Here is a 12,834-nt window from a genome sequence, read left to right as displayed (position 1 = left end):
ACTACGTGTAATAGGGAACCACAAAGGCTTTCCGACAGTTGAGTGAAGAGGCGACAGCAACCAGACCGGCCGGGGCGAGGAATACCATGCGCGAGAACCACTCCGACGTCTTCGATCTGTTTTCGGAGATTTACACCAATGCGGCGCAGGAGGAGATAAGCATCCAGCAATATCTCCTTGCCTGCCGCGAGGATAAATCGATGTATGCTTCGGCGCCCGAGCGGATGGTCGAGGCGATCGGCGAGCCCACCCTGATCGACACCAGCATGGATGAGCGGCTCGGCCGCATTTTCTCGAACAGGACAATCAAGGTCTATCCCACCTTCGCCGAGTTCTATGGCATGGAGGACACGATCGAGCGCATAGCCGGCTATTTCCGCTATGCCTCTCAGGGGCTCGAGGAGCGCAAGCAGATTCTCTATCTGCTTGGCCCTGTCGGCGGCGGCAAGTCCTCGCTCGCCGAACGGCTGAAGAAGCTGATGGAGGAGCGTCCGATCTATACGCTGAAGGTCGGCGGCCAGATCAGTCCGGTTTTCGAATCGCCGCTCGGGCTTTTCAATCCTGACCGCATGGGCGACCTTTTGGAGGACAAATACGGCATCGCGCGGCGCCGGCTGAACGGTCTTATTTCGCCATGGGCGGCCAAGCGCCTCGACGAACTGTCCGGCGACATCTCCAAGTTCAGCGTCGTTAAGCTGATGCCTTCGCGGCTACGCCAGATCGGCATCTCCAAGACCGAGCCAGGCGATGAGAACAACCAGGACGTTTCGGCCCTGGTCGGCAAGGTCGACATAAGACAGCTCGAGCATTTCAGCCAATCCGATCCGGACGCCTATTCCTACAGCGGCGGCCTGAACCGGACCACGCAGGGGCTGCTCGAGTTCGTCGAGATGTTCAAAGCGCCGATCAAGGTCCTGCATCCGTTGCTGACCGCTACCCAGGAAGGCAGCTACAACGGTACGGAAAACTTCGGATCTTTCCCGTATCAGGGCATCGTCGTAGCCCACTCCAACGAATCGGAATGGCTGCAGTTCAAGAACAACAAGAACAACGAGGCATTCCTCGACCGTATCCTGGTGGTCAAGGTGCCGTATTGCCTGCGGGTCACCGAAGAAAGGCAGATCTACGAAAAGCTGCTGCGCGAAAGCGAATTGGCCTCCAGTTCCTGTGCACCGGAGGTTCTCGATATTCTCAGCCGGTTCACCGTCTCGACCCGTCTGGCCGAGCATGACAATTCGCCGCTCTACACCAAGATGCGCGTGTATGACGGCGAGAACCTCAAGGACATAGATCCCAAGGCGAAGTCGGTTCAGGAATACCGCGATGCCGCCGGGGTCGATGAAGGCATGACCGGCGTCAGCACGCGCTTTGCCTTCAAGATCCTGTCGCAGACCTTCAACTACGACACCAAGGAAGTGGCCGCCGATCCCGTGCACCTGATGTACATTCTGGAGGAGGCGATCAAGCGCGAGCAGTTCCCCAAGGAAACGGAAGCCGCCTATCTCGACTTCATAAAGTCGGAACTGGCCACGCGCTATGCCGAGTTCATCGGCCATGAAATTCAGAAGGCCTATCTGGAGTCCTACAGCGAATACGGCCAAAACCTGTTCGACCGCTACATCGCCTATGCCGATGCCTGGATCGAGGACCAGGACTACAAAGACCCCGATACCGGCCAGATCCTCAATCGCGAGGTGCTGGACAACGAACTGTCGCAAGTCGAAAAGCCGGCCGGCATTGCCAACCCCAAGGACTTCCGCAACGAGGTCGTGAAGTTCACGTTGCGCGCAAGGGCGAGGAACCATGGCCGCAACCCGTCGTGGACGAGCTATGAAAAGCTGCGCGAAGTCATCGAGAAGCGGATGTTCGGCCAGGTCGAGGATCTGCTCCCGGTGATCAGCTTCGGCTCCAAGCAGGACAGCGTAACGGAGAAGCGGCATACCGAGTTCGTGCATCGGATGGTCGGACGCGGTTACACCGAACGCCAGGTCCGCCGGCTGGTGGACTGGTACATGCGGGTGAACAAGGCGGGCTGAGTCCGGCCGGGATGGTTCCATGCCGATCTTTGTCGATCGCCGACTGAACCCAAAGGACAAGAGCCTCGGCAACCGCCAGCGCTTCCTGAAGCGTGCGCGCGAAGAGCTGAAGCGAAGCATCCGGGATCGGATCCGTACCGGCAAGATCGCCGATGTCGACAGCGAGCACACCGTTTCGATGCCGGCGAGGGGCACAGCAGAGCCGAGCTTCAGCGATGCCAAGGACAGCGGCCGGCGACAGCACATCCTGCCGGGCAACAAGCATTTCGCCCCTGGCGACCGGGTTCCCAAGCCCGGCCAGGGCGGCGGCGGCTCGTCTCCCGGCAAAACGGTCTCGGAGGACGATTTTCGTTTCGTGCTCTCGCGCGAGGAGGTGCTCGACCTCTTTTTCGAGGATCTCGAACTTCCCGACATGGTCAAGCTCAACCTCAAGGAGATACTATCCTTCAAACCGCGCCGCGCCGGGTTCGCTGCGACCGGTTCGCCGACCAACATCAATGTCGGGCGCACGATGCGAAACAGCCATGGTCGCCGGATTGCGCTAAGGCGCCCCAAGCAGGAGGAACTCGATGCGATTGCGGAGCAACTCGCAATCCTGGAGGCCGAGCCGCAGAGCGCGGCGCCGGCACGCCAGCGCATTGCAGCGTTGCGGGAGGAGCTTGAGCGACTTGAGCGCCGCCGCAAGCGGATCGCCTATGTCGATCCCGTCGACATCCGCTTCAACCGTTTCGACGCCCAGCCCGTGCCGAATGCCAATGCGGTCATGTTCTGTCTCATGGACGTATCCGGCTCGATGGGCGAACGCGAGAAGGATCTGGCCAAGCGCTTCTTCGTGCTGCTGCACCTGTTCCTGAAACGGCGCTACGACCGCACCGAAATCGTCTTCATCCGCCATACGCACGAGGCGCAGGAGGTGGACGAGGAAACCTTCTTCTACAATACGCAAAGCGGCGGCACGGTTGTTTCCACGGCACTCGAGGAAATGCACCGCATCATCGCGCAACGCTATCCCAGCAACGAGTGGAACATCTATGCCGCCCAAGCGTCGGACGGCGACAATTTCGTCACCGATTCCGAGCGCTGCATCGGCTTGATGGACGGCCAGGTCATGCGCCTGTGCCAGTATTTCGCCTATGTCGAGATCATCGACGAACGTGAGAGCCATATTTTCGGCACCACCGACAATGGGACCTCGCTCTGGCGCGCCTACAGCGTTGTCAACCAGCGATGGCCGAATTTCCAGATGAGCCGTATCGCCAACGCAGCCGACATCTATCCGGTCTTTCGCCAGCTCTTTGCCAGGCAGCCGGTCCTGCAGAAAAGCGCTTGAGGGGAGCCGATGGCGAACCAGACCAGCACGTCGGGCCAGACCAGCAAGTCGGGCCAAACCAGCAAATCAGGCCCAACCAGCAAACCAGGCCAAACCAGCAGATCAGGTTTGCTCTTTTCGGGGTCCGACTGGGATTTCAAGACACTGTCGCGCGCCTACGACGCGATCGAGGCGATCGCGATCGAAGAGCTTCACCTCGACATCTATCCGGTGCAGATGGAGATCATCTCGTCCCAGCAGATGCTCGACGCCTATTCCTCGGTCGGCATGCCGCTGATGTATCGCCACTGGTCCTTCGGCAAGCATTTCCTCTACCAGGAATTGCTCTATCGCAAAGGCGGGCGGGGGCTCGCCTATGAGCTGGTGATCAATTCCAATCCTTGCATCGTCTACCTGATGGAGGAAAACACAATGGCCCTGCAGGCCCTGGTGACAGCTCATGCAGCGCTTGGCCATAATCATTTTTTCAAGAACAATCATCTGTTCCGGCAATGGACGGACGCCAGCGCGATCCTGAGCTATCTGGACTTTGCCAAGGGTTACATTGCCCGTTGCGAGGAGCGGCACGGCGTTGCCGCGGTGGAGGCGATCCTCGATGCGGCCCACGCGCTGATGGAACAGGGGGTCTTCAGATATCGCCGGCCGCCGAAGCTGTCGTCGGAGCGGCAGCGTGTAGGCGTTCGTGAGCGCCTGGAGTACGAAGAGCGTTCTTACAACGATCTGTGGCGCACGCTGCCGCCTTCGAAGGGCGGAGACAATGTTGGGGCAAAGGATTCCAACATCGCGGAGCGAAAGAAAACGCTCAAGCTGCCCGAGGAGAACCTGCTTTACTTCCTGGAAAAAAACAGCTTGGTCCTGGAGCCCTGGCAGCGTGAAATCGTCAGGATCGTCCGCGTCGTCGCGCAATACTTTTATCCGCAGCGGCAAACACAGGTGATGAACGAAGGCTGCGCCACCTTCGTGCACTACACGCTGATGAACATGCTGTTCGATCGTGGCCTGATCAGCGAAGGCGCGATGCTGGAAATCCTGCGCAACCATTCGAACGTGATCTTTCAGCCAGGCTTCGACGACCCGCGGTTTTCCGGTATCAATCCTTATGCGTTGGGCCTCGACATGATGCAGGACATCCAGCGCATAGCGACCGAGCCGACCGCCGAGGATCGTGACTGGTTCCCCGATATCGCCGGCAACGGCAATTGGCGCGAAACCCTGCTCGACGCGTGGGCGAACCATCGCGACGAATCTTTCATCCGCCAGTATCTGAGCCCCGCCCTGATGCGGAAATGGCGGTTCTTTGTCCTCGCCGACGCCGCCAGCGAGCCGCATTACGAAGTCGCGTCGATACACAATGAGCGTGGCTACGAAAAGATACGCGCCGGGCTCGCCCAGAGCTACGACATCGGCGCGAGCCGGCCGGATATCCAGGTTGTGGATGTCGATCTGCTCGGCGACCGGCAGTTGCGACTGGAGCACAAGGTGAAGAACGGCATCATGCTGGAGGAGGCCGGTCGCGACGCGACGCTGCGCCATATCCGGACCCTGTGGGGCTATGAGGTCAGCCTGGCGGCGATCGATGCGCAAACCGGCGCGACGCTCAACGAACGTTCGACCAGCCAAATCGGGGAATGACCAAAACCGGAATGGCCGGCGACGGCGTCGTTCTACCGCCGGGTTTTTACTCCTGGGTCCAATGCTCCGGGTCCAATGCCCTGGCCGTCGGACCCGGGAAGGTCGGTTTCGTGGGGATCTCCGGTGGTATATCGGGAGGAATTTCGACGGGCTGCCTTTCGGGGCTGGGAACGGGATCAGGCGAAGGCGGAGGAACGCCCGGAGGCTCACCAGGCGGAGTCTCCGGCGGAGCAGGCGGCCGGGCCGGCTCAGGATTGGGATTATCCGGTATCGGCACGGGATTGTTCGGGTCTGGATCAGGATCGGTCATCGGAGACTCCCCGAAGCTTGCTTCACATCTCCTCGGCGCCAATGTGTTTCCACTCAACAGCTCCGGCGCCAATGAATGGCTCGTTCTCGCTGTCGACCCCGGCCTAGACGTGGGTCGTTCACAGCGGCATGTGTCTCCTTCCGTTTCCTCGGAGGAGGATCATCCAGGGTGACAACCATCGCGCCGAACGATGGTTCCATGGCTTGGCGGTGGGGCTCAATGCCGGCGGCGTTGAATAATGGAGCGGCGGCTCCACCTTCGTCGCCTTTACCGTGTCGGCGAGCACGCTATGTACGCCGCGTATTGCCAAGACGGTTCAGGGAGGAACAGCATGCGCGCGTTCATGATTGTCACCCTTCTTCTGGTCGCAATCGCAATGGCGCTGTCGCTCGCACACGCGTTGGAGTTGCCCGGCAAGTTGCGCCTCAAGGAGGCCACCTACAAATCTGTGCAGGAGATCTACTATCCCGGCTTCACGATCGGCGGGTTTGCCGAGATCGGCGGCATCATTGCACTCGCCATCCTGCTTTACCTCACGCCCTATCCAGGCGGTCGATTCTGGTGGACTTTGGCGGCCCTTGTCTTCCTGGTGGCGGAACATGCGACCTATTGGCTGGTAACACATCCCGTCAACAATTTCTGGGTGCAGGACGTCGCAGTGTCGAAACCAGCCGCGACGTTTTTTTCAATGCTCCGCCGGAAGCAAAGCGGCGACTGGAAAGACTTGCGCGATGTTTGGGAAGCCTCGCACGTCGCCAGGGCAGGCCTGGCGATGCTGAGCCTGATCTCGATTGCTGTCGCCGCGACATTTTATGCTGGGAGTGAATAGCGCGTGGGATGCGCAGCGACGCTACTTGTTCGTCCGCATCTTTTGCCTTGGATTGATCCCGCCAAGGGCGTTCGTGTCGTTCTCGACGTCGCCTTCAATGGTGTTTTCGCCTTCGAGCAAGAGTTCGTCGCCTTCCTTGATCGTGCCCTTGGAGCTGCCGATGCCGGGATTGTTCCTCAGATCGGCATCGCTCGGCTTTTTCCACTTTGGATGTTTGGTTCCGCTCATGGCACAGCTCCTTCGAAAAGGGTCCTGTTCTAGAAAAAGGGTCCTGTCCTAGAAACAGCACGGCGCGATGAATGTTCCGCCCGAAACTCACCTTGACGCGGCCTTGTCAGAGAGGCGTCTAAACCCCGAACGGATAGGTGTCGGGAACGCCGGTTCCGACATGCTCCGGCCCAAGCGGCGTCACCGCGACGGTTTCGTCAAACCAGACGAACGCGTCAAACTGCTGGGCAAGAGAGGCATTCGCGTAATGGCTGCGCAGTTCGGTTTCCGGCCGATAGATCACGCCGATGAAGCGCTCCAGCCGACGCTCCAGAAGCCGCTCGCGCAACGTATCGTCGCGCTTGATGTCGAGCAGGAAACGCGAGACGCCGCTATCATGGCAAAGCCGCTCGTAGCTATCGCTATGGGAAGGCCGCACCCGCTTGATCTCCATCTCGCTGTCCCAGTCGGAGGCCGCGGCGACTGTCCCGGAATGCGTGCTGAGCCCGATCAAGGCTGCCTCGTCGCCGAAGCGCTGGCGGCAGAACTGGCCGATGTTCACTTCGTCCCTGACAATCCCCATTTCGGTGTAGCGGGCATCGCCGATATGGGAATTATGCGCCCACACAACTGCCTTGGCGTTGGGGCCGCGAGCTTCCAGCAGATGCTCGAGCGTCTCGAACATATGGGTATCGCGTAAATTCCAGGACTGCGCGCCGCCATAGTACATGATCCGGTAGTAGCGTTCCGCGGAAGCGATCAGCCGGGCATTCTGGGTGGCATCCATGAAATCGGCGCCGTCCTGCTGGGCATAGTCGAGTTGCCTGGCAAGCAGTTCGCGGCATTGTTCGAGCACGGCCTGCTCGCATTTCTCGTAGCCGGAGGTGAGCGCGACACGGCCGTAGGTGGATGGTTCATGCTGCCAAGGCGTCAGGCAGCCATAGCGTTCACGCGCGATCTTTGCTGCCTGCGGATCGACCCGGTCGAGGTATTGCAGAACCGCGGCGATCGATCCGCTCATATTGTAGATGTCGAGGCCATAGAACCCGGCTAGCCGGGACGATAGCCTGATGCGCTCGTTGTGATGTCGCATCCAGTCGACGAACGCCGCAACGTCGGTGTTGCGCCACATCCAGGTGGGAAACCGCTGGAACGGCGGATCGGCGTTGGCGCGTGGCGGCCGATGGCGGAGGTAGCGGTCGATCGCCGCTGCATCAGGCCAGTCGGCCTCGACAGCGACAATGGTGAAGCCGTGCTTCTCGATGAGCCTGCGGGTGATCGCGGCGCGGGCCCGGTAGAACTCCGACGTGCCGTGGCTCGCTTCACCGAGCAGGACGACGCGCCGGTCGCCAAACCGATCGAACAATTCGCCGAACGCCGGATCGTCGAAATCCGGCAGCGGTTCGGCCGCCGCCGCGATCATCTCCGGCAGGCTGCGCGTGCGTGCGCGTCCGGACGGGCGATCATTCGCGATACGGTTGCCGTTCTCGGGCCAGCCCTGCTCGCCAATGAGCGGGACAAACCGCACGCCGCCGAAATCCTCCTCGCTGTAAGTTGCAGCGCCGGTTCGGGTGACCTTGAGAAGGCGCTGATCATGCGGATCGTCGCCGACCGGGATGACGAGCCTGCCACCGACGTCGAGCTGTTCCTGAAGCGCGAGCGGCGCACCGGGTCCGCCGGCGGCGACCAGAATGGCGTCGAAGGGCGCTGCGTCGGGCCAGCCTTTGGTGCCATCGCCGGTGCGGACTTCGATATTGTCGTAGCCAAGCTCTTGGAACCGCTGTCTCGCCGTTTCGGCCAACCCGGCGTGGCGCTCGATCGTGTAGACGCGTTCGACGATCCGGCTCATCACGGCAGCCGCGTAGCCCGAACCGGTGCCAACCTCGAGGACATGGTCGCCCGTTCCGATTTCCGCCATCTCGATCATCAAGGCGACGATGTAGGGCTGCGATATCGTCTGACCCTCAGCGATCGGCAACGGCCCGTCCTCGTAGGCGAATTCTTCAAAGCCGGGAGCGACGAAAGCCTCGCGCGGAACCTCGCGCATCGCTTCCAGCACTTCGCGGTCATGGATGCCACGGCGGCTGAGATGGATTTCGACCATTCGGTTGCGTGCGTGGGAAAGATCGAGCATCTTTTTGCTCCTCTTGCGAGCAGACTGCCCCCGATTGTCCCCTAATCGTGCCCGACGGCTCATCGGGTATGCGCTCGGCCTCGGCAACTCATGGCCGGCGGCTAGTCTCCTTAACCATTGGCGAGCTTTCAGGTTCCTGCAAAAGAGCGATTGGCGGGCGCAAATGGCGGCTCCAGCCGAACTTATTTCCGTGAAAATCCTTTCTCCAGAGCGATGTCACTCCAGATATCGACGGGCGAACGCATTCTGGAGAATTTTCGATGAACGACGAGGCTCAGAAAGCTGCGACCACAACGGGCCTTTATCAGGTCGATCTCATGGACCGTTATTGGCGGGCCGCGAACTACATTTCGGTTGGCCAGATCTATCTGATGGACAATCCGCTGCTGCGCGAGCCGCTGAAAGCCGAACACGTCAAGCCGCGGCTGCTTGGCCATTGGGGCACGACGCCTGGCCTCAACTTCATCTACGTCCACCTGAACCGCGTCATCCGTCAACGCGGTCTCGACGTTCTGTTTATCTGCGGCCCAGGTCATGGCGGCCCGGCGATGGTCGCAAACACCTGGCTCGAGGGCAGCTACAGCGAAATCTATCCCGAAATCGGCCAAGGCGAAGACGGCCTGAGGAAACTTTTTCGGCAATTCTCGTTCCCCGGAGGAGTGCCGAGCCACGCTGCTCCGGAAACGCCCGGCTCGATCCATGAAGGCGGAGAACTGGGATATGCGCTGGTCCATGCTTTCGGCGCGGCCTTCGACAATCCCGATCTGGTGGTCGCCTGCGTCGTCGGCGACGGCGAAGCGGAAACCGGTCCGCTCGCGGCGGCATGGCACTCCAACAAGTTCCTCAACCCGGCATCCGACGGCGCTGTCCTGCCGATCCTGCATCTCAACGGCTACAAGATCGCCAACCCGACGATCCTTGCCCGCATGGATGACGTGGAATTGCGCGCCCTGTTCGCCGGCTATGGCTACGAACCCTTTTTCGTCGAAGGTCACGAGCCGGCTCGCATGCATCGGTTGATGGCCACCAAGCTGGACACCGTGCTCGACAGAATCCGTTCGATCCAGGAGCGCGCCCGTACGCCGTTCTGGCAAGGAGAGCGTCCGCTGTGGCCGATGATCGTGCTGCGCAGCCCGAAGGGGTGGACCGGCCCGAAGGAGGTCGATGGCGAGAAGGTCGAGGATTTCTGGCGCTCGCATCAAGTGCCGGTGTCGAACGCCCGCAGCAATGCGGGACACCGCAAGATCCTCGAAGACTGGATGCGGAGCTACGAACCGGAAAAGCTGTTCGACGACAGCGGGCATCTTCTTCCAGAGCTGGCGGCGCTTGCGCCAACCGGATCCAAGCGCATGGGCGCAACCCCCTATGCCAACGGCGGACTGCTGAAGCGCGACCTCGTGCTTCCCGATTGGAAAAACCTGGCGCTCGATGTGCCGCGTCCGGGTGGCGCCAAGGCCGAGGCGACGCGGGTTCTCGGGGGCTATCTTCGCGACGTCATGAGCCTGAATGCGCAGGCCGGGAATTTCCGGCTGATGGGGCCGGACGAGACATCCTCCAACCGGCTTGACGAGGTATTCGAGGTTACCGACCGGGTCTGGATGCAGCGGATAGAGCCCTATGACGTAAAACTCTCCCGGGACGGCCGCGTCATGGAAGTGCTCAGCGAGCATCTCTGCCAGGGATGGCTGGAGGGCTATCTGCTGACCGGCCGCCATGGCCTGTTCTCCTGTTACGAGGCGTTCATCCACATCATCGATTCCATGGTCAACCAGCATGCGAAATGGCTGAAGACATCCCGCGAACTTGCCTGGCGCCAGCCGATCGCTTCCCTCAATTACCTGCTGACCTCGCATGTCTGGCGGCAGGATCACAACGGCTTCAGCCACCAGGATCCGGGCTTTGCCGATTTCGTCGCCAACAAGAAGGCCGACACGGTCAGGCTCTATTTCCCGCCGGATGCCAACACGCTGCTGTGGATCACCGACCATTGCCTGAGAACCTATAACCGCATCAACGTCATCACCGCCGGCAAGCAGCCGGCGCCGCAATTTCTGTCTGTCGAAGCCGCGGAAGGGCATTGCAGGGCGGGGGCGGGGATCTGGGAGTGGGCCGGGACGGTTGCCAAGGGCGAGGATCCGGATGTGGTCATGGCCTGCGCCGGCGACGTGCCGACACTGGAGACGCTCGCGGCCGCCGACATTCTGCGTTCGGCGCTTCCCGACCTGAAGGTACGCGTCGTCAACGTGGTCGACCTGATGACGCTGCAGTCGAATTCAGAGCATCCGCATGGCCTGGCGGACGAGGATTTCGACGCGCTGTTCACGAAGGCCAGGCCGGTCATCTTCGCCTATCACGGCTATCCCTATCTCATCCACCGCCTGACCTACCGGCGCGCCAACCATGACAACATGCACGTGCACGGCTTTCGCGAGGAAGGCACCACGACGACGCCGTTCGACATGGTCGTGCTCAATGAGCTCGACCGCTACCACCTGGCGCTCGCGGCGGTCGAACGCGTGCCTGGGCTCGCCGAACGGGCGAAAGACCTTGCCGCCGAGCTTCACGGGAAGCTTGCCGAACACAAGGCTTACGTCCGCGAGCATGGCGAAGACATGCCCGAGATCCAGGAGTGGAACTGGCCCGAGAACAGCGCGACGAAGGCTGGCGATTGATGCGACAGGCAATTCTTGCACTGAACGCCGGCTCCTCCAGCATCAAGTTCGGACTATACGATCTCGAGCCGTCCGCCGAACTGCAACTTGTCTCGCGTGGCACGCTGGATCTGGGCGATGCGCCGCGGCTCAGCGCGAAAGCGGCCGACGGAACAGCGCAATGTGATCGGCGGCTTGCCGGAGACGCTCGGGATACGGGCATCGGCGATTTGCTCCGCTGGATCGAGAGCGAACTTGGCGGCAGGAAACTGGTCTGCGCCGGTCACCGCATCGTGCATGGCGGGCGCGAGTTCGTCGAACCCGTCCGCCTGACGCCGGTCGTGATCGAGGCCCTGGACAGGCTGACGCCGCTTGCGCCGCTGCACCAGCCCCGCAGTCTCGCGCCGATCCGCACACTTGCGGCGCTGCGGCCGGATCTGCCGCAGATCGGCTGCTTCGACACCGCCTTCCATCAGGCGATCGATCCGATCGTCAGCCGCTTCGCGCTGCCGCGCAAATACGATGCGGACGGAATCCGCCGCTACGGGTTTCATGGTCTTTCCTACGAGTACATCGCCGGGCGGCTCAAGGCGATATCGCCGGCGCTTGCAGCGAAGCGGACGATCGTCGCCCATCTCGGCAACGGGGCGAGCCTGTGCGCCATGCGCGACGGGAGAAGCTTCGACACGACGATGGGCTTTTCCGCGCTTGACGGGCTGGTCATGGGCACGCGTTGCGGCGCCATCGATCCGGGCGTGCTTTTGTACCTCGTCCTGGAACGAGGCATCGCCGGAGAGGCTCTGCAGCATATGCTCTATGAGCAATCCGGGCTGCTTGGAATATCCGGCATCTCGGGCGACATGCGCACGCTGGAAGCGAGCGACGACCCCCACGCCCGCGAAGCGGTAGAGCTTTTTGCCTTCCGGGCGGCACGGGAAGCTGCCGCGCTCGCCAACACGCTGGGCGGCCTCGAATGCCTGGTGTTCACCGCCGGCATCGGCGAGCGCTCGGCGCCGGTCCGCAAGGCAATATGCGAAAGGCTTGATTGGCTTGGCGTGGCGATCGACGAGCCATCCAATGCCGCCCATGCCGGGATCATAAGCCGACCTGACAGCAAGGTCGAAATACGCGTCGTCGCGACCGACGAGGAGAGCATCATTGCCCGCCACGCGCGGGTGCGAGGGGATGCTTGATAATGCAGTCAGCGGCGCGTTTTCGGGGCAAGGAACCCTGCGCGTCCGCGACCGTTTCCCCTATCTGATGACCATGGGGGATATGATTACCAAAGGGAGAAATCCAATGGCGGAGACCACCAATATGGCAGGCACCTCAAAGGCGGCAAACGACGCGCAGGAAACGATGAAGAAACAGATCGCCGAGCTTCGTCGCGAAATCGCCAAAATAAATCGGACCCTTTCCGACCGTGCCGAGGAGGCACAGGGCTGGTACGAGAGCGCCGCCGAACGGGCCTCGCGCGCAGCCCGGCAATTGCGTAGCCAGGCACACACCGTGACCGAAACCGTCCAGCAGAACCCAGGCACGATCTCTACGGCGATGATGCTTGGCGGCGTGCTCGGCGTTCTCTTGGGAATTGTGATTGCAAAGAGCTCCGAGCCTGAACGGCGGTGGTTCTAGAGCATTTTGCAGCCAAAAAATCTTGGTTTGGCGTCCAACAAAATGCGTAAAACAAGGAGTTAGAGCGCGG

The 12,834-nt window shown here is 61.2% G+C and carries 9 protein-coding genes; 7 read left to right on the top strand and 2 right to left on the bottom strand.

From position 1 onward, the window contains the following. Window positions 1–86: 86 nt before the first annotated feature. The 4 genes from AC0L2M_RS30895 to AC0L2M_RS30880 all read left to right on the top strand — a co-directional run bounded on the left by AC0L2M_RS30895 (window position 87) and on the right by AC0L2M_RS30880 (window position 6,137). On the top strand, window positions 87–2,036 hold the full coding sequence (locus AC0L2M_RS30895; protein ID WP_023797794.1) for a PrkA family serine protein kinase: 1,950 nt from the start codon (window positions 87–89) through the stop codon (window positions 2,034–2,036). Window positions 2,037–2,055: 19 nt separating this feature from the next. Then, the gene (locus AC0L2M_RS30890; RefSeq protein ID WP_023797795.1) at window positions 2,056–3,366 is read left to right on the top strand and encodes a YeaH/YhbH family protein; all 1,311 of its coding nucleotides are present in this window, start codon (window positions 2,056–2,058) and stop codon (window positions 3,364–3,366) included. A gap of 9 nt (window positions 3,367–3,375) precedes the next feature. Further along, window positions 3,376–4,998, top strand: coding sequence for a SpoVR family protein (locus AC0L2M_RS30885; RefSeq protein WP_128166565.1), 1,623 nt, complete (start codon window positions 3,376–3,378; stop codon window positions 4,996–4,998). A 548-nt stretch (window positions 4,999–5,546) separates the two neighbouring features. Beyond that, window positions 5,547–6,137: a DUF1772 domain-containing protein gene (locus AC0L2M_RS30880; RefSeq protein ID WP_287062108.1), complete on the top strand. Its 591-nt coding sequence runs from the start codon at window positions 5,547–5,549 to the stop codon at window positions 6,135–6,137. 21 nt (window positions 6,138–6,158) lie between these two features. On the opposite strand, the gene AC0L2M_RS30875 is transcribed toward AC0L2M_RS30880, so the two are convergent. Both AC0L2M_RS30875 and AC0L2M_RS30870 read right to left on the bottom strand, forming a co-directional pair. Beyond that, on the bottom strand, window positions 6,159–6,365 hold the full coding sequence (locus tag AC0L2M_RS30875) for a hypothetical protein (protein WP_023797798.1): 207 nt from the start codon (window positions 6,363–6,365) through the stop codon (window positions 6,159–6,161). Between the two features lie 118 nt (window positions 6,366–6,483). Further along, window positions 6,484–8,478, bottom strand: coding sequence for a protein-L-isoaspartate(D-aspartate) O-methyltransferase (locus tag AC0L2M_RS30870; protein ID WP_473536819.1), 1,995 nt, complete (start codon window positions 8,476–8,478; stop codon window positions 6,484–6,486). 260 nt (window positions 8,479–8,738) lie between these two features. Between AC0L2M_RS30870 and AC0L2M_RS30865 the strand changes: the two genes are divergently transcribed. From AC0L2M_RS30865 to AC0L2M_RS30855, 3 genes are read left to right on the top strand one after another with little or no spacing between them, the layout of a single operon-like run. Continuing rightward, window positions 8,739–11,150 carry a phosphoketolase family protein gene (locus tag AC0L2M_RS30865; protein ID WP_473536818.1) on the top strand — a complete coding sequence of 804 codons (2,412 nt, stop codon included), beginning with the start codon at window positions 8,739–8,741 and terminating at the stop codon, window positions 11,148–11,150. Continuing rightward, on the top strand, window positions 11,150–12,322 hold the full coding sequence (locus AC0L2M_RS30860; protein ID WP_473536817.1) for an acetate/propionate family kinase: 1,173 nt from the start codon (window positions 11,150–11,152) through the stop codon (window positions 12,320–12,322). Before AC0L2M_RS30865 ends, AC0L2M_RS30860 begins: the two co-directional genes overlap by 1 nt. After that, window positions 12,288–12,764 carry a hypothetical protein gene (locus AC0L2M_RS30855; RefSeq protein ID WP_473536816.1) on the top strand — a complete coding sequence of 159 codons (477 nt, stop codon included), beginning with the start codon at window positions 12,288–12,290 and terminating at the stop codon, window positions 12,762–12,764. The genes AC0L2M_RS30860 and AC0L2M_RS30855 overlap by 35 nt, the downstream gene beginning before the upstream one ends. Window positions 12,765–12,834 lie beyond the last annotated feature (70 nt).

It is taken from the genome of Mesorhizobium sp. WSM4806 (genome assembly GCF_055811635.1).
Note: the sequence above shows the minus strand (reverse complement) of the source record. Positions and strands in the feature narration are given on the sequence as shown.

What these genes read in the sequence shown, in the direction of transcription:
- AC0L2M_RS30870 (WP_473536819.1), bottom strand. Translation starts at nt 8,478, where the DNA reads ATGCTCGATCTTTCCCACGCACGCAACCGAATGGTCGAAATCCATCTC.
- AC0L2M_RS30880 (WP_287062108.1), top strand. Translation starts at nt 5,547, where the DNA reads ATGGAGCGGCGGCTCCACCTTCGTCGCCTTTACCGTGTCGGCGAGCAC.
- AC0L2M_RS30865 (WP_473536818.1), top strand. Translation starts at nt 8,739, where the DNA reads ATGAACGACGAGGCTCAGAAAGCTGCGACCACAACGGGCCTTTATCAG.
- AC0L2M_RS30895 (WP_023797794.1), top strand. Translation starts at nt 87, where the DNA reads ATGCGCGAGAACCACTCCGACGTCTTCGATCTGTTTTCGGAGATTTAC.
- AC0L2M_RS30860 (WP_473536817.1), top strand. Translation starts at nt 11,150, where the DNA reads ATGCGACAGGCAATTCTTGCACTGAACGCCGGCTCCTCCAGCATCAAG.
- AC0L2M_RS30885 (WP_128166565.1), top strand. Translation starts at nt 3,376, where the DNA reads ATGGCGAACCAGACCAGCACGTCGGGCCAGACCAGCAAGTCGGGCCAA.
- AC0L2M_RS30875 (WP_023797798.1), bottom strand. Translation starts at nt 6,365, where the DNA reads ATGAGCGGAACCAAACATCCAAAGTGGAAAAAGCCGAGCGATGCCGAT.
- AC0L2M_RS30890 (WP_023797795.1), top strand. Translation starts at nt 2,056, where the DNA reads ATGCCGATCTTTGTCGATCGCCGACTGAACCCAAAGGACAAGAGCCTC.